At 69.8% G+C, this 16,892-nt stretch carries 11 protein-coding genes; 3 read left to right on the forward strand and 8 right to left on the reverse strand.

Going from position 1 to position 16,892, the window contains the following annotated elements; all coding sequences use genetic code 11:
* The first annotated feature begins 371 nt into the window (after window positions 1-371).
* Window positions 372-1,283, forward strand: a complete 912-nt coding sequence (locus tag WMF26_RS32580) for a hypothetical protein (protein WP_437995897.1) — start codon at window positions 372-374, stop codon at window positions 1,281-1,283.
* 110 nt (window positions 1,284-1,393) lie between these two features.
* Here the strand turns inward: WMF26_RS32580 and WMF26_RS32585 are convergent, their stop codons facing one another.
* The 7 genes from WMF26_RS32585 to WMF26_RS32615 all read right to left on the reverse strand — a co-directional run bounded on the left by WMF26_RS32585 (window position 1,394) and on the right by WMF26_RS32615 (window position 13,193).
* Window positions 1,394-2,191, reverse strand: a complete 798-nt coding sequence (locus WMF26_RS32585) for an alpha/beta fold hydrolase (protein WP_438002471.1) — start codon at window positions 2,189-2,191, stop codon at window positions 1,394-1,396.
* 250 nt (window positions 2,192-2,441) lie between these two features.
* Window positions 2,442-5,633: an efflux RND transporter permease subunit gene (locus WMF26_RS32590; protein ID WP_437995898.1), complete on the reverse strand. Its 3,192-nt coding sequence runs from the start codon at window positions 5,631-5,633 to the stop codon at window positions 2,442-2,444.
* Window positions 5,630-6,988, reverse strand: a complete 1,359-nt coding sequence (locus WMF26_RS32595) for an efflux RND transporter periplasmic adaptor subunit (RefSeq protein WP_437995899.1) — start codon at window positions 6,986-6,988, stop codon at window positions 5,630-5,632. Before WMF26_RS32595 ends, WMF26_RS32590 begins: the two co-directional genes overlap by 4 nt.
* 172 nt (window positions 6,989-7,160) lie before the next feature.
* A complete protein-coding gene (locus WMF26_RS32600; protein WP_437995900.1) occupies window positions 7,161-7,997 on the reverse strand; it encodes a hypothetical protein in 837 nt (278 codons plus the stop codon).
* Between the two features lie 256 nt (window positions 7,998-8,253).
* The gene (locus WMF26_RS32605) at window positions 8,254-9,264 is read right to left on the reverse strand and encodes a hypothetical protein (protein ID WP_437995901.1); all 1,011 of its coding nucleotides are present in this window, start codon (window positions 9,262-9,264) and stop codon (window positions 8,254-8,256) included.
* A 724-nt stretch (window positions 9,265-9,988) separates the two neighbouring features.
* Window positions 9,989-10,873, reverse strand: coding sequence for a hypothetical protein (locus WMF26_RS32610; protein ID WP_437995902.1), 885 nt, complete (start codon window positions 10,871-10,873; stop codon window positions 9,989-9,991).
* A gap of 1,255 nt (window positions 10,874-12,128) precedes the next feature.
* Window positions 12,129-13,193, reverse strand: coding sequence for a hypothetical protein (locus tag WMF26_RS32615; protein ID WP_437995903.1), 1,065 nt, complete (start codon window positions 13,191-13,193; stop codon window positions 12,129-12,131).
* A 628-nt stretch (window positions 13,194-13,821) separates the two neighbouring features.
* Here WMF26_RS32615 and WMF26_RS32620 point away from each other — a divergent pair.
* Window positions 13,822-14,505 carry an HAD family hydrolase gene (locus WMF26_RS32620; protein ID WP_437332247.1) on the forward strand — a complete coding sequence of 228 codons (684 nt, stop codon included), beginning with the start codon at window positions 13,822-13,824 and terminating at the stop codon, window positions 14,503-14,505.
* A gap of 116 nt (window positions 14,506-14,621) precedes the next feature.
* Window positions 14,622-15,377, forward strand: coding sequence for a class I SAM-dependent methyltransferase (locus WMF26_RS32625; protein WP_437995904.1), 756 nt, complete (start codon window positions 14,622-14,624; stop codon window positions 15,375-15,377).
* Between the two features lie 100 nt (window positions 15,378-15,477).
* Here WMF26_RS32625 and WMF26_RS32630 read toward each other — a convergent pair whose 3' ends face one another.
* Window positions 15,478-16,779, reverse strand: coding sequence for a hypothetical protein (locus WMF26_RS32630; RefSeq protein ID WP_437995905.1), 1,302 nt, complete (start codon window positions 16,777-16,779; stop codon window positions 15,478-15,480).
* Window positions 16,780-16,892 lie beyond the last annotated feature (113 nt).

The following is a 16,892-nucleotide window of genomic DNA, read 5'->3' on the forward strand; positions in this document are numbered from 1 at the left end:
TAAAACCAACAGAGCCAACGAGCTCACTCGGCTGTTCAATATTGCCTACGCCACGCTGGCAGAGGCCGCAGACCGTCGCGTCAGCGCGACCGAACTCAGCGGCGAGGACACTCGAACGACCCGTGCAGGATTGCAGCATGGCTGTTCGATCACCGGGCGCGCGGGGGATCGCGAAGGGCTCGAGCGATTGTGCCGGCACGGCGCGCGCCCGCCGTTCAGCTTGGAGCGCCTCTCGATCCTGGCCGATGGCCGCGTGGGACACCTCCTCCGCAAGCCGAGGCGCAAAGGCGCGACGCATCTGGTGATGACGCCGGTCCACGATTGGCCTACCCTCTCTTGCAAGCGCGTCGTAAACATAGGATACTGGTTCTATGAGCTGGATTTTTCCGTTCCCTACAGCGCGGCTCGTCTGCGCGAACCGCACCGCCATCGATGACCCCGGTCCGAGTCCCGATACCGCAGGGATGCGGAGCATCTGCGCAACGCCGGCGATGGCCCTGCTTGCGCTGCTGGTTACGGTCGCCGGATGCAGCAGCACCGAGACGGGCGGCATGGATGGAACCGGGGGAGCAGCGCCGGGCGATACCGGTACGCATGACGCCGCGTCGGGCTCGGGTGGCGGCGGTGGCTCGGGTGGCGGCGGTGGCTCGGGCGGCGGCGGTGGCTCGGGCGGCGGCGGTGGCTCGGGTGGCGGCGGTGGTGCCGTCGAGGCAGGCGGCGGCGGCGCCGCTCCAGATCTGGCAAGCTATGCGAGCGGGTTGGACAAGCTGTTTATCGATGCCCAGTGCGACCCGTCGACGCCCTTGCCGCTGGCGTCCATGGCGACGTGCAATCATCCGCCCAACACCCAGCACATCGAGAAGCAGGTGACCTTCGGCGGCGATCCGAACACGACGTACACGGTCAAGCTGCGGGTGCGCGGGATCTGGGAGCCGACGGACATCGTGGGGGGGGAGATGCCGGTGAAGCCGTTCATGATCGGCGGTAGCATTGGCCCCAACGATTCCATCAATTACCAGCAATATTCGATTGAGGTGAGCGAGCCGCGCCAGACGTACTGGCTGAACAATTATCAGTACCGCGCTCACGACATTCACAAGGAGGACTACGAGGCGACGATCCAGGTCAACGGCGGCGCCATGGTCAAGGTGGTGATGAACGACGGCAACGAACGCCAGATCGCCAATTGGACCAAGGACTATTTCGAGGGGCTGCCACCGTACGACACGGCGCCGACCACCGGCCAGATGCTGCACCTGGACGTGCTGTCGGTGAGCGAGTAGAGCGTGTCGGCAAACCTGCTGCGCGCCCCGGATCGTCGCTCGCCCTCCCGCTAGACGCCTCTCCCGGCGGCAACGCTGGTCGAGCCGGCCGAGGGCAGGCGCACTAGCAGCTAAGCGAGCTCACGCAAGAACGACAGGACCACCTCTCCCAGGCGCTCGGGTTGTTGAAAGGGAAGGCCGTGGCCGGCGTCCCGCACCTGTTCGACGCGTATGCGTGGGTTGAGGCTCCGCAGCTCCGTCGCCATCTCGAGCGTGACGACGGGGTCGCTGTCGCCGATGACGAGCAGGCTCGGGACGTCGATCGCGCTCACCACGCCGCGAACCTCGGGGTTGGGCGGCGTGAGGACGTCGAACGCGGCCATGCGGGTCTTCAGCCTCGCCTCGGCTTGAAGCTCGATGAGCTCGGGCGAGCGACGCGGGTTTCGGGCGCGGGCCTGCGCAACGAGGTCAGACCTCTGTAAGCCGAGGGCCTGGCGGTGTTGATCGGCGACGTCGCTGTCGCGCACCTCGCGTTGGCGCTCGGGGCTCAAGAACGTCGGGTCGACCAGGATGAGGCCGCGGATGACCCCCGCCCCTCGACTCGCCACCACCGCGGCGGTCATGCCGCCCATCGAGTGGCCAAGCAGGACCGGACGAGAGAGCCCCAGGCCGCGGATGAGGCCCACGACGTCGCTCGCGTGATCGTCGTACCGGTAGCCGTGGTGCGGCGCGCTCGAACCGCCGTGCCCCCTGGCGTCGGGCATGACGACGTCGAATTCGCCCTCGAGCGCCCGCGCCAAGGGCGTCCAGCAGGCGCCGCTCCCCATCAATCCATGCAGCAGGACGACGGGAGGCTTGGCGCCTCCAGTTCGGAGGTAGTGGATGTCGACGCCGTTCGTTTCGCAGACTCCGCTGATCCAGGTCGTCATGAAACTGTCCCCGCCTGCCGCAGCTTCGCAAGCGTGATGAAGTGGTTCAGATCGGTAGTGCTCAAATTTGCCCGGAGAGAGTTCACATGAAGGCGGGAAGGCAGGAAGATCATTAAGCTTTCTTCCCGCCATCCCGCCATTCCGCCTTCATGTTCCATTTTGAGCACTGTCTTCAGGTTTAAGTACGCGGGAATATCGGCATCGATGCGAGCCCTGCTCCCGGGCAGCGCCGCGCATCCGACGACCGGCCCTAGCCCTCCGGCGCGGCCGGGTGCGCCGGCCCGGCGGGCGCGTGACGCCCCGCGCGCCGCGCCCGGAGCCGCGCGACGCGGCCCTGCACGTCGTCGGCGAGCACGTAGAACGCCGGCACGACGAGGAGGCTCAGCGCCGTCGAGACGAGGAGCCCGCCGATGACCGCCGCGGCCATCGGGGCCCGGATCTCGGCGCCCGGGCCGAGCGCCAGCGCCGACGGGACCGCGGCCATCAGCGTCGCGATCGACGTCATCAGGATCGGCCGCAGCCGCACCGGGCCGGCGCGGAGCATCGCCGCGCGGGCGTCCATGGCCTCCCCTGCCCCCTCGCCGTGCCCGCGCCGCACCTCGATCGCGTGATCCACGAGGATGATCGAGTTCTTCTTCACGATCCCCATGAGCAGCAGGATGCCGATCATGCTGAAGATGTTGAGCGTGTGCCCCGACAGGAGCAGCGCGAACGCGGCCCCGGCGATCGACAGCGGCAGGATCGTCAGCACCGTGACCGGGTGCAGGAACGAGTTGAACTGGGACGCCAGCACCATGTAGGCGACCAGGATCCCGAGCACGAGCGCGAAGATGAGGCCGCCCATCGACTCGCGGAACGTCACGCTCGCGCCGCCCAGCACCACGCGGTAGCCGGCCGGCAGGTCCCGGCCGAGCTCCTCGACCCGCGCGACCGCCTCGCCCTGCGAGCGCCCGGGCGCGATGTTGCCGAAGATCGAGATGGCGCGCTCGCGGTCGCGCCGCGTGATCGCCTGCAGCGCGGGGAGCTCCTCGTAGCTCACGACCGACGTGAGCGGCACCAGCGCGCCCGACGCGCTCCTCACCTGGATGCGCGCGAGGTCCTCGGGCCGGCTCCGCTGCTCCGCGAGCAGGCGCGCGCGGACGTCGATGCGGCGCCCGTTGTCGTTGTACTTGGCGATGCGCCCGCCGCCGACCAGCGTGTTCAGCGTCGTCGCGATCGACTCGACGCTCACGCCGAGATCCGCGGCGCGCGCCCGGTCGGGTACGATGCGGAGCTCGGGCATGCCGAGCTGGTAGTCGGTGTCGAGGTCGACGACGAGGCCGCTCTGCGCGAGCTCGCTCCGGATCCGCTCGCTGTGCCGCGTGAGCTCGCCCCAGTCCGGGCCGCGGATCGAGAACTCGACCGGGAAGCCGCGCTGCGCCGTGAAGCCCGACTGCGAGAGGTCCTGGACCACGGCGCGCAGGCCGGGGTAGCCGTTCAGCTCCTTGCGGAGCACGCCCTGGAGGTCGGCCTGCGAGAGCGACCGCTCCTCGGGCGGCTTCATCGTGATGAACAGGACGCCCGTGTTCACGGCGCCGCCGCCGAAGCCGCCGACCACGGCGAAGACGCGCGACACCGCCGGGTGCTCGCCCACGAACGCCTCGGCGCGCCGGAAGAGCCGGTCGGTCTCCTCGATGTCCGAGCCGACCGCCGTCTGCAGGCGCACGAGGAGCCGCCCCTGGTCCTGCGACGGGACGAACTCCGTCGGGAGCCGCTGCATCGTCACGATCGCGCCGGCGAAGAGGAGCGCGCCGAGCAGGACGACCACCACCGGCAACCGCAGCGCCCGGGCGAGCAGCCAGCCGTAGCCCCGGGAGAGCGCCTCGAAGCCGCGGTCGACGAGCTGCCCGAGGCGGCCCCGGCCCTCGCGCGAGACGTCGAGGATCTGCGCGCAGCGGGCGGGCGCGAGGGTGATCGCCTCCAGGTACGAGAGGAGCACGGCGATGCAGAGGGTCACGCCGAACTGGAGGAAGAAGCGGCCGACCACCCCTTCCATGAAGATGATCGGGATGAAGATCGCGACGACCGCGAGCGTCGCGGCGAGCGCCGCGAAGGTGATCTCGGCGGTGCCCTCGCGGGCGGCGCGGACGCGGTCCTTCCCCCCCTCGGCGTGCCGGTGGATGTTCTCGAGCACCATGATCGCGTCGTCGACGACGATGCCGACGGCGAGCGAGAGCCCGAGCAGCGTGAAGGTGTTCAGCGTGAAGCCGAGGAAGTAGATCGCGGCGACCGTGCCGAGCAGCGACATCGGGATCGCCAGGACCACGTTGATCGTGCTGGAGAGCGAGCCGAGGAACATCCAGCAGACGAGGGCCGTGAGCGCGATGGCCATGCCGAGCTCGAGCTCGATCTCGTGGACCGACTCCTCGATGAACTTCGTCGAGTCGAAGTTCACCCCGACCTCCATCCCCTCGGGCAGGGTCTTCTGGACCTCCGCGAGCGCGGCGCGGACGCCCTGCGCGACCTCGACCGCGTTCGAGCCCCGCTGCTTCCGCACGCCGAGGCCCTGCGCCGGCTCGCCGTTCACGCGGGCGAGCCGGCGGACGTCCTCGAAGCCGTCCTCGATGAGCGCGACGTCCTCCAGGTACACCGTGGCGCGCGCCGACGACGGCGGGCCCGCCGGCTGCGCGGCCGCGCCGGGCTGGGCGGCCCCGTTGGGGTCGCCCTCGCCGATGACGATCTTCTTGAAGGTGGCGAGGTCGAGCGCCTCGCCCATCACGCGCACGTTGAGCTCTCGCCCCTGGGTCTCGATGCGACCGGCGGGGAGCTCGATGTGCTGGCGGCGCAGGGCCTCGGTGACCTCGGCGACGGTGAGCCCCTTGGCGGCGAGGCGGTCGGCGTCGATCCAGATACGGACGTTGCGCTCGAGGTAGCCGCCGAGGGTCAGCTCGCCGACGCCGGGCACCGTCTGGAGCTTCTCCTTCAGCCGGTAGCGCGCGATGTCGGCGATGATCTGCGGGGAGAACGGGCCGGAGAGCCCGACCCACATGATCGGCTGGTCCTCCGGGTTCGTCTTGGAGACGACGGGCGGGTCGAGGTCGAGCGGCAGCCGCCGCTGCGCCTGGGAGATCTTCGTCTGCACGTCCTGGAGCGCGACGTCGACGTCGCGCGACAGGTCGAGCTCGATGGTCACCGAGGCGCTGCCCTGGCGCGACGTCGACGTGATCGACCGGATCCCCTCGACCTGGACGGCCGCCTCCTCGAGCGGCTCGACCACGTCGTGCTCCATGATCTCGGGGGCGGCGCCCTCCAGGGTGGCGGAGATGGTGATGGTGGGGAAGTCGACGTCGGGGAACTGGCTGATGCCGATGCGCGACACGGCGACGAGGCCGAAGACGATGGTCGCCGCCATCAGCATCCAGGCGAAGACCGGCTTCCTGAGGCACGCTTCGGTGAGGCTCACGGCGCGCTCCGCGTCGAGCTGGCGGGGGAGATCGCCGGCGCCGAGCCGGCGGGCGCCGGCGGTGAGCCGGCGGGCGCCGGCGGTGAGCCGGCGGGCAACGTGGGCGGAGGCGCGCCGGCCGGCGCTCCGGGCGCAGCGCCTGCCGGTGCCCCCGCCGCAGCGCCGGCCGATGCCCCTGGCGCAGCGCCGGCGCCGGCGCCCTCCCCGGCGTGGCCCGCGGCCTGGCCGCCGGGCAGGCTGCCGGGCGTCGCGATGCGGACCTGGGACCCGTCGCGCAGCGCCTCGGCGCCGCGCACCACGAGGCGCTCGCCCACGGAGAGCCCCGACTTCACCTCGACGCGCCCGTCCGCCGTGCGCAGCCCCAGCGAGAGCACGCGCTCGCGCGCGGTGGTGCCGTCGACCACGTAGGCGAGGAACCCACGCTCGCTCGGCCGCACGGCGGTCTGCGGGATCACGGGCGCGTCGCCGCTCGCGCCCACGGGCACGGTCACCTCGGCGAACGTGCCGGGGCGGAGCAGGTCCTTGCCCTCACCCTGCACCTCGCCGGTCGCGGCGACCATGCGCGTCGCGGGATCGGCCGCGTCGGCGACGTGCGTGAGCTTCGCGGTGTAGGTCCGCGCGTCGCCCTTCACGGCGAACCGCGCCTCCATGCCGGGGCGGACGCGCGTGGCCTCGGCGGCGGGGATCTGGAAGCGGAGCAGGAGCGGGTCGCGGCGGAGGAGCGTCGCGAGCACCGTGCCGACGGCGACGTGCTGGCCGGTCTGCACGGTGCGCGTCTGGATCTTCCCCGGGATGGGCGCGCGCACGTAGGCGTCGCGCAGGTTGAGGAGCGCCTGGTCGACGGCGATCTTCGCCTCGGCGACCTGCGCGGCGGTCGTCGCCGCCCTGGAGCGCCACGACGCGACCTCTTCCTTGCTGAAGACGCCCTCGGCGCCCTCGGCCTCGCGCCGCTCGAGGCCGGCGGCGGCCTCGGCCTGCGTGGCGGTCATGCGGTCGAGCGTCGCGCGCGCGGCGCGGACGGCGAGGTTGTACCGCGCCGGATCGATCTCGACGAGCACCTGCCCCGCCTTGACCTCGTCGCCTTCCATGAACCGCACCGCCTCGACGACGCCGGCGACGCGCGCGGTGAGCTGCACCTGCTCGAACGCCTCGACGGTGCCGACGGCGGGCACGGCGTACTCGACGCGCTCCGCAGCGACGGGCGCGACCTCGACCGGGAAGCTCATCGCCTGCTTCCCTGGTTTGCGCCCCTGCTCGGGCGAGGCCTCCTCGCCCTTCTTGCAGGCCGGAGATCCGAGGAGGGCGAGGCCCGCCACGAGGGCGAGCGCGGCGACGCGGAAAGGTTGGAGCGCCATCGAGTTGGAGGAGTAGCGCAACTCGCGGCGGTGTGCGCGTGCTTCGGCGCGGGCGGCGGGCCGCGTCACGAAGGCCGCGGGCGCGCTGCGGAGGGGCGAGGCGCTGCGGGGGCGCGGCGCTCTGGAGGGGCGCTACGCTGCGCGGGCGCGGCGCTCTGGGGGGCGCGGCGCTTCAGCCGAGGAGAGGGCTCTCTCCGGGCCCCTTCGCGGGCGCGCTCTCGACCTTCGCCGCGTCACCGGCGGCCTTGGCGCGGCGCGCGGCGGCGCGACGGCGGCGCTCGTAGCTGCTCGTCACCTCGCGCAGCACCTCTGGATTCCGCTGGAACACCCGCGCTGCGGCCTTCCGCACCAGCCCCATCTTCTCCTGGAGCAGCCTGAGCAGCCCGTTGCGGATCCGGGTCGCCTCCTTGACCTCGGAATCGGCCGCCGGCCGCGCGCCCGGCGCCGCGGCGAGCGCGCGCGCCAGGTCCTTCGCCTCGGTGATGAGGGCGACGTCGAAATCCTCGTCCACCTCCGCGAGCCGGTCCTTCAGCGAGCCTGCGAGGCCGGCGTAGTCGCTCAGCGCCTGGTGCAGCGCGCTGGAGCGCTGGCCGATGTCGGCGTGGAACTCCTGGATGGCCGTGAGCTGCGCGTCCGCGGGCTCCTCGACCCCGTCGTCGAGGAGGAACTCGAGGGCGGACTCGATCTCGTCGAGGACGAGGCGCGCGCGCTCTCCGTGGTCGACGACGACGGGATCGACGAGCAGGAGCAGCTTCGTTTGCGCCTCCTGGACCGCGTGCACCAGAGAGACGATCTCCTCACCGGTGCGCTCGGGCAACCGCGCCTTGACGCGCCTGAGGCCCGGCAGCGCGTCCGTGGGATTCCAGTGCTTGTCGAAGAATCCGGCGACCTGACCTGCCTCCTTGAGGGCGACGTCGTAAGGCACCTTGAGGGGGTTCTCCGTCTGGGCGGCGGCCTTGGCCTGGTCGCGCCAGCGGTCGTAATGAGTGTTGTTCTGCTTCTTGGGCATAAGCATGAGGCTTACGCGGAGGGAGACGGTCTGGGAAGGTGCCCGAGGGGTCGCGAACGTGCTTTCGAGCCCGCAAGAGCAGTTCAGCGGCGCGAAAATTGTTCAGGTCGCATGCAGGTCACACGTTCAGGCGGACACGCTCCTCGCCGTATCTCCGGGTGAGACGAAGCTGGCCGGCAATGGAACGGCATGTGTGATAGTGCTGGATTCGCGTTCTCGCGTTGCGTAGCTGCACCAGAAAGCCCGGTGTTGGCTCTCACAACCGAGCGAGCCGACCGTCCTGGAGTAACACCCAGGGAGCCGACGGCGCGTATGCCTCGGTTCCGGCTATCGGTAGGCGTGGCGCTTCCGCGAGTTGTTCGAGCCCCCTATCTCGTAGCTGCGTGCCACGTTCGGTGAGGCGATAAGCGAACGACTTCATCGGCTCATCAGGATTCGGACCGGGTGTGCGCTCCACGACCACGCTCGACTTGTGTTCTGCCCAATGCTCTAACCTGAGCGGCAAAAACAGATCTCCAGTACAGTCAAGAAACTCCCACAATAGCCCTGCCAATTGCGAATTTTGACCACACATCGACAGTGGAGTTTTCCACTCACTCGAAAGAAGCATCAAGATCAGCTCATCGAATCGGCTGAGACGAAGACACCCCTCCCCTGTCATCCTTGGAAAAAAGGACGACAGGAGCGTCCACATCGGAGCGAGCTCTGGAAATCCTACGACACCGCGGATGCAGCTTTCGACAAAGGGAAAGGGATCCTCATCGACGTAACTATCCCAGAGGCGGACGGCGTTATCGTAGCGCTCGATGGACCACGGCTGCGCCTTGTCGAGGTGTTCCAGAAGAACATCGTCAGGGTGATGTGCCACCGACGAATAGCAATCGAACGGCGGCGGCCGCTCATCGACGGTCGCCGAAGGCGGCGCCGGTTCGAATTCAAGAACAAGAACGTCCTGACAAGCGACCCCGAGCCGGCGCATCCAGCTGCATGTTTTCCAGAGATCTACTCTCTCGCGGAGGCACGTCGACACCCACAACACGATAGGCGGCTCCCACCGCAGATCGGATAAGAATGGATCCCACTCTTCGGACGAGCCCCACCATGCCTGTCGTTCCCGGAGATGCTCCTCGACATCACGGCGACTTGGCCCGACAAGGAGGCAGTCAAATCCACGCGCCACATGGGCCGCGCCCATGCGCAAAAGGCGCTCTGGCATGCCTGCACTGAAGGCGACATGCGTCGCACCCCAAAGAGCCGAACGGTTCATCGCACTCATTCAAACCCGCAAGTGTAGCACTCGGACGTACTGTATGCCTTTCCAACCTGGCAATCTCTTCGGCAGACAGCACAAAGCCTCGTACCGTAAACGTCCCACTGACGCGTGCAAGGCCACCCCCTGTCGATACAGGCGACATACATATCGGTACATTTATCGACTGGAGTGCAGCCTGCCATCAGTGCGAAGAGTCGCTCCCCACTTCTTCGCCTCCACCTTCCTCGCCATCTCTGAGGTAATCTCCCGCTCCTACGGATTCTGTCGGGTATCCGGCACCCGTGCCTTCCGGCTGCACTGAGTCACATTCGTACTGTAGCTCGCATGCCGACGCGAGCATCATCACGAGCCCGCCGCACAGCACGAGCGCGCTCGCCTTCACCCTCAGCCCGTATTCCATGGATTCCTCCCCGTTCCGGAGGTGCGCAGCGTTCCCCCGGCAGCAAGGCGGCGTCAACCGGGAGCTTGGGCATCAACTATGTCCTCGCTGTATAGCTCCCCGGTGGACGGCTCGCTCGCCTGCGACGGCTCAGCCTTTGGCGTAGTGGCCATACGACACGCCTGACGCGCTTGGCTGCCCAGCAGGCCGAGCTATGGCTTCAGCGTGAGCCGTACGTTGTGAAACTGTCGAGCGATGAGCGAGCGCCCACGGATAGCAGGATCGGCGGTCCCAGGTTGGCCGCGGTCGATCCGAAGGCGGCGGCGTTGCAGCTCCCGCTCAGGGGAGGCTTCCCTCTGGGCAAGGAGGGCAGTCACCGCCGCAATCTCTACCCACTTCCCTGCCGTTCTGGCGGTCATCGTCGCAGCTAGGGGCCTGGCACCGGCCCATGAAACAAACCTTCGTCAAGCACTCCGAGGCTTCCCTGCACTTGTCTCCAGCGGCGCAGTCACGGCAGTTGGATCCGCAGTCGATGTCGGCCTCGTTCGCGTTCTGGACTCCGTCGCTGCATGTGGCGCGGCTGCACCGCTTGTCGAAGCCGCACACGCCGGTGAAGCAGTCCGCTCCCGTGTTACACGGAAACGTCGGAATGCACGGATCGCATAGACCACCGCAATCCACATAGGACTCGCCGATGTCGGTATCGAGCTCGCCATTGTTGCAGGCGAGGGGCACGCACTTGCTGTTCGGGGAGCAGTACGTAGACGGCTCCACGCAGTCCGCGTCCGACAGGCATTCGACCAGATGTCGCTCGCCATCGCACAGCCCGGAATCGTCGGGAGCCGGGCCTCGCCGGGTCGCCAAGCGGAGTGCTCGCGTGCCATCGCAGAGATCATCGGTGCAAGGGTTGCCGTCTTCCGGCACGTCGTCCGGCGCGGGCACGGCGACCTTGAACCCGTCGCTGTCGCACGCCATCGTCATGCAGTCGCCGGGATACTGGCCGCTGTATTCCCACACCTCCCGCTGGCACTTGCCCTCGATGCACCGCTGCGTGCCGCACTCAGGGTCCGGCGGGTTGATGCAGTCGTACTCGGTCTCGCACTCGGGGCGCTCCGGCGGCGGCGCCGGGGGGTCCGCCGAGCATGCGATCCAGAGCGCGGCAGCAGAGAGCGTCGCGCCCACGGCAAGAAGGTGCCTGCTCGTCATCCTGATGACTCTCTTCATGTCTCTTCGCCTGAGATGAGCAGCGGGCAAGCGATGGGACACGTCGTGCCGCAATCGATGCCCGCCTCATCACCGTTTTGCACTCCATCATCGCACGTCGGATCAAGGCACGTGCCGTCGCCGCACACGCCGCTCTTACAGGCCGCGTGCGCGTTGCACCGCAGTCCGGAATCGCACGCGGGACACGATGGCGCGCCACAGTCGACGTCGGTCTCAGCGCCGTTCTGAATGCGATCGTGGCAGTCCGCATGCTCGCACAGCATGTCCGGACCGCACACGCCCTCGATGCAGTCGCTGTTGACCATACATGGTTGTCCCGCCCTGCATGGCTCGCACGGCCCACCGCAATCCCGCGCCGTCTCGCCCGAGGCATTGTCAAAGATGCCGTTGTCGCACCACTCGAGGACGCACCTGCCCGACATCGAGCAGGCGTACGAGGGAGTCCCGCAGTCCTCGTCGCGGAGACATCCAACCCGATGCCCTTCGCCGTCGCAGTACCCGGAGCCCTCCTCAGCATTCCCCGACTCTTTCGGGGTGTGCACGCTGGCCCCCTGCACGCACGCGTCGACCGTACACTCGTTGCCATCGTTGAACACGTCGCTGTCATGGGGCTCGGCAACCAACCGCCCCAATTCATCGCATCGGAGGATCATGCAGTCGCCACGCCGCTGGTTCGGCAGCTGCTCCGGCAAGGCCAGCCAGCAGACACCGTCGACGCACACAGCCTCGCCGCACCGCGGATCCACGGGCTTAGGACAGTCCCGAGGCGTCTCGCAGAGCGCGGCGTTGCACTCGCTGTTCGGCCGGCACTGCCGCCTGCAGAGATCCCCGTCCTTCTCGACGGAGCCGGGCTCGCAACAGCTCTCCTCCGCGGGGTCCGCGCACCGGCAGCGCCCGTCAATGCATTGCGTTCCTGTCCTCTCGGGATCGCATTCCTCCGTTGAATCGCACGTTGGCTCCCGCTCCACATCAATATAGGCGTCACCGCTGCAGGCCGCCCATAGGACCCCTGTGAGGAACACCGTGCAGGAGGCGCACAGCCGCCGCTTCCACATGCGCGCTACGATACCAGGCCTGCTCACCCTCGCGATCACCGAGTTCGTGGCAAGCGTCAAATCAGGCGCGCATGCTGCATTGCGATGATCACCAACAAATTCTCACCAAAAGTAAACACTCTCGCAGAGAATAGGGAGAGAGCGGCCCCCGCTCTCCGGAGCACGCCAGCGCGAGGTCCGGCGCTTACCACGCACCGGCGTTACCACGTAAAGGAGAACGCCGCGCCGGGGCCGGCCCCGACGGCCCCCACGCGGACCGTCGCCTCCGGCGCGAGCAGGAACCCCGCGGCCACGGCGCCGCCGGCCGCAAGGCCAGCCCCGATGAACGCGCCCACCGACAGCCCCGTGAACGTCCTCGCGCGCCCGTCGGCCTCCGCGTAGGCGTCGCACGCGGGCAGCCCCGGCCGGCAGCGGAACGCCTCCCAGCGCGCCCGGACGAAGGCGGCATCCCGATCGCCGGCCGCATCGTTGGCCTCCGCCACCGAGACGCCCCCGACGACGGCGAGCGCGACCGACGTGGCCGCGAGCCCGCCCACGGTCCACCACCGCAGCGCCGGATCGCGCGCGGGCCGAGGCGGCGCCGCGCCCAGCGCCGCGCCCGCCTTGCTCGTCGGAGAAGCGGCCGCCTTGCTCGTCGATGGACGCGCAGGCGCCTCCGCCTCCGCGCGCCGCAGCACCAGCCACACGGTCCGCTCGCCGCCCGCGTCGACGGCGGCCGGCACCTCGACCTGCCGCCCGGCGAGCTGAGCGCCCACGCGGTGCTGGCCGGGCGCCACGTACACCGGGCGCGGGAGCGGGGAGACGCCGACCTGCCGCCCGTCCACGAGCACGGCCGCGCCCGGCTCGCTCACGCGCACCTCGATCGCCCCGACGTGCCGCCGCGCCTCCGCGAAGTTCGCCCGCGCCAGCTCGTAGCCCTCCTTGAAGCCCGGCGGCACCCAGATCTTCGGCGCCTCGGGGGTGCCGACCATGTCGAAATAGATGGCGAGGAACTCCGCCGCCATCTGGAAGTCGCGCAGCCGAAACGACAGCATCCCCACGCGGAACGCGTCGGAGGCGCTCCTCGTGAGCCGCCACAGCGTCAGGTGGATGTCGCGCGCGTCCGCGATGCGCCCTTGATCGACGAGCCGCTTCGCCTCGTCGAGCATCTCCTGCTCCGGTCCGGTCGACGGGCGGCGCCGCGGGAGCGGCTCCGCCGCCGCCGGCGCGGCGCACGAGAGCAGCAGGAGGACCGCGGGGATCGGGCTTCGTGGCGAGCGTCGCATGGTCTTGTCTCCCGGGCACCCTCCGCGCAACCGGCGCCCCGTGCAGTTCGCGAGGTGCTCGCAGGCGCCCTGTCCCTCGATCGGCGTCGGCGACCTGCACGAGAGCCCGAGCAACGCGATCTCCCGCCCTCGGCGGCCCCTCTTAGCAGAGATCGCCGCGCGATTGCGCTCGAAGCGATCGACAGGCACGCAGACGCCGCGCGAGCCGCGCATTACGCCGAACGCTCTTTGATTCTCTACCTTCGTGCATCGACGCGCAAAAACAGCCTCTGTGTGTCCGGGTGACCACCTCCCCTGTCCGGGCGGCGCGCGACGTGTCCGGGTGACCACCTCCCCTGTCCGGGCGGCGCGCCACGTGTCCGGGTGACCGCCTCCCCTGTCCGGGCGCCGCGCGACGTGTCCGGGTGACCGCCTCCCCTGTCCGGGCGCCGCGCGACGTGTCCGGGTGCGGTACCCCTCTTGAGATCTCCGGACCTGCGAGGGCCGGCACGGGAGGCGAGGCGTGCTCATCCGCGCCATCGCGCCCTGGCGGAGGGCGTTCTGACGGCCCCCCGCCGTGCCTCCGCGCTCGCCCTCGGCCCGCGCCTCCGCGCTCGCCCTCGGCCCGCGCCGCATCTACCATGGGGACATGCGCCCCACGGTCCTCCTCTGGGACATCGACGGCACCCTGCTCTCCACCGGCGGCGCAGGCCGGCGCGCCATGGAGCGCTCGTTCGACCGGTTTGCCGGCCGGCCCGACGCGTGCGAGGCGTTCTCGTTCGCCGGCATGACCGACAGGGCCATCATCCGGGCGGGGCTCGAGGCGCTCGGGCGCGAGGTCACCGAGGGCGCCATCGACGCGCTCCTCGCGATCTACGTCGAGATCCTCGCCGAGGAGATGTCGCTCGCCGGCGAGACCCGGGTCCACCACGGCGTCCTCGACGCGCTCGACGCCGCCGCCCGGCGGGCGCGGTGCGCCGTCGGCCTCGGCACGGGGAACGTCCGCGCGGGGGCGCAGGCGAAGCTCACGCGCGTCGGCATCTACGAGCGGTTCGCGTTCGGCGGCTTCGGCTGCGATCACGAGCTCCGCGACGAGCTCCTGCGCATCGGCGCGGCGCGCGGGGCGGCGCGGCTCGAGGCGCCGCTCGAGGCGTGCCGCGTCGTGGTCATCGGCGACACGCCCAAGGACATCGCGGCGGCCCGGGCGATCGGCGCGGAGTCGATCGCCGTGGCCACCGGCACCTACGCCCTCGCGGAGCTCGAAGCCTGCGCCCCGACCCACAGCTTCCGCGATCTCCGGGAGAGGGGCGTGCTCGAGGCGCTGCTCGGATAGCGCCGCTCCCCCGATCGAAAGATCCGCCGATCCGTCAACAAACGACGCCCTTCAGCGGCGGCGCCGCTCACGCTACGCATCGAGCAGGGCCAACGAAGCGGAGGAGCGTGGGACCGATGATCGACATGGTTGGAGAGATGACCGACCGGCTGCTGGCCGATGCGGGCCTCGGCGCCGGCATGCGCGTGCTCGACGTGGGCTGCGGCGCCGGGGATGTCTCGTTTCGAATCGCGCAGCTCGTCGGCGGGCAGGGGCAGGTCGTGGGCATCGACCGCGACGCGCGCCCGCTCGCGGCGGCGCGCGACCGGGCGCGCGAGCTCGGGCTGCAGAACGTGACCTTCGCGGAGGGGGACCTCGGCGCGCTGGCGCCCGAGCACGGCCTCTTCGATGCCGTCGTGGGCAGGCGCGTCCTGATGTACCAGCCCGACGCGGCCGCGGCCGTGAAGAGCCTCTCCCGCGCCCTGCGCCCCGGCGGCCTGGTCGTCTTTCAGGAGCACGACGCAACCATGGTGCCTGCGAGCCTGACGCCGCTGCCGCTTCATGAGCGCGCGCATCAATGGATGTGGCGAACGGTGGAGCGCGAGGGCGCCGACATCCACATCGGCTTCCACCTCGCCGCCGTGCTCGAGCAGGCGGGCCTCGACGTCGTGCGCGTGCGCGCGGAGGCGATCGTGCAAACGCCGCGGGCGCACCACCGCACCGCCGCGATCATCCGGGCGATGCTGCCGCGCATCGTGCAGCAGGGCGTCGCCACCGAGGCGGAGATCGACGTCGACACGCTCGAAGAACGCCTCGCGGACGAGCGGACGAAGGCGAACACCACGTACGTGAGCGACATGGTCTTCGGCGCCTGGGCACGAAAGCCCGCCTAGCCAGGGGCCGTGTTCACGCCACAGCCCGCGGGGCGAGTGGCAGCTCGACCTCTGGCCGACGGCCAGAGGTCGAGCTCGCCCACGGCGCGCAGGGCGGCTTTCACCTACCGGTCGAGGCAGGAGCCGGCACAGGAACGAGCGCGAGCGCAGCGATGAACCACGTCCCTTCACGGGTAGGGTTCACGATGGGGCCCCAGAGGTCGATCCTGTCGTTCTGGGCGTCGATCGCGCCCGCGACCAGCAGCGCGCCGGACGCGGTGACCACCAAGCCGGAGATCGAGCCGATCTCATCGCGCAACGTCCGGCTCGAGATCGGGCGTCCATCCCCATCGAGCAACTCGAGGACATCGTCGGAGGTCAGCTGATTGACGGTGGAATAGGCGAGATTACCGGCGTGATCGGCGACCATCGCCTTCACGGTGTTGATTCCGAGCAGCCTCGTCCAGAGCAACTTGCCGTGGGGATCGTATTTGCTCAGCCCGAGCCCGTCCTCAGCGGCAGCCTCCATCTGCGCGACGAAGAGGTTCCCGGCGTCGTCCACGGCCAGCGTGCGAGCATACTGGACGTCGTGGGCGGAGCCAAAGCGCAAGCTCCAGCGGTGTCGCCCCTCGGGATCGTAGCGGACGAGGAACCCGTCGCTGTTGCCCGATCCCACGACCGGACCACCGCCGAAGTCGAAAGAGCGTGGCAGGCGCCCGCCGGCGATCACGTCGCCGTCGCGGGTGACCGCGATGTCCCTCACGGTCAGCGAGCGATCGTAGGTTTTGCTCCAGACGTGGCGGCCGCGCGGGTCGAGCTTCGTCACGAGCTCGGAGGAGGCGTAGTCGATCGGACCGGCCCCGAGATCGACCGGCCCATCGGTCACGAGCAGCACCACGACGTCACCCTCGCCGCCGACACGCACGCGGGGCACGCTGTACGCCCCCGGGATGACCTTGCTCCAGACATGGTTGCCGGCGCCGTCGAGCTTGGCGAGGAAGGCGCCTGCGGCCAGCGCGCCGCCGCCGAAGTCGACACCGCCGTCCGACGTGCCGGCCAGGACGAGGTGGTCGCCGCCCGCCTCTATCGAGGAGAGCTGTCCTTTGGCGCTGAACTGCTTCGTCCAGAGGTGGCGGCCGCGCGCATCCATCCTGGAGAGCCAGAAGTCCGACGCGCCCCGGGCGGTGAAGCGCTCGCCGCCGATCACGAGGGAGCCGGCGAACGTGCCGGCCACAAGCACATCATCCCCGCCGATCGTCGTGATCGCGAGCGTGCCCCCTCCCCTGGAGGACAGGAGCTCGCTCCAGGACAGCGTGGGGACGACGCTGGCGTGCCGTGCCGCCGCCTCGCGGGGAAGAGCGGGGAAGCTCCAGCAGAAAGCCAAGGTCGCGAGAGACAGGAGAGCTAGCCTCTTCGGGTTCATCTGGACCTCCGCGCGGACTCGGGCGTGCTCCGCGGGAGGATCATGCGGCCCCGACGCCGGTCTGGGAGCGGAGCCGACCGGCGCCACCGGCGGGCCACACGAGCCGCTTCGCC

Origin of the sequence: Sorangium sp. So ce185, assembly GCF_051526825.1 — a bacterium.
In the GTDB taxonomy this organism is placed as follows: domain Bacteria; phylum Myxococcota_A; class Polyangia; order Polyangiales; family Polyangiaceae; genus Sorangium; species Sorangium cellulosum_D.

Coding starts and splice junctions, on each gene's coding strand:
- WMF26_RS32580 (WP_437995897.1), top strand. CDS start 372: ATGAGCTGGATTTTTCCGTTCCCTACAGCGCGGCTCGTCTGCGCGAAC.
- WMF26_RS32585 (WP_438002471.1), bottom strand. CDS start 2,191: ATGACGACCTGGATCAGCGGAGTCTGCGAAACGAACGGCGTCGACATC.
- WMF26_RS32595 (WP_437995899.1), bottom strand. CDS start 6,988: ATGGCGCTCCAACCTTTCCGCGTCGCCGCGCTCGCCCTCGTGGCGGGC.
- WMF26_RS32600 (WP_437995900.1), bottom strand. CDS start 7,997: ATGCCCAAGAAGCAGAACAACACTCATTACGACCGCTGGCGCGACCAG.
- WMF26_RS32605 (WP_437995901.1), bottom strand. CDS start 9,264: ATGAACCGTTCGGCTCTTTGGGGTGCGACGCATGTCGCCTTCAGTGCA.
- WMF26_RS32610 (WP_437995902.1), bottom strand. CDS start 10,873: ATGAAGAGAGTCATCAGGATGACGAGCAGGCACCTTCTTGCCGTGGGC.
- WMF26_RS32615 (WP_437995903.1), bottom strand. CDS start 13,193: ATGCGACGCTCGCCACGAAGCCCGATCCCCGCGGTCCTCCTGCTGCTC.
- WMF26_RS32620 (WP_437332247.1), top strand. CDS start 13,822: ATGCGCCCCACGGTCCTCCTCTGGGACATCGACGGCACCCTGCTCTCC.
- WMF26_RS32625 (WP_437995904.1), top strand. CDS start 14,622: ATGATCGACATGGTTGGAGAGATGACCGACCGGCTGCTGGCCGATGCG.
- WMF26_RS32630 (WP_437995905.1), bottom strand. CDS start 16,779: ATGAACCCGAAGAGGCTAGCTCTCCTGTCTCTCGCGACCTTGGCTTTC.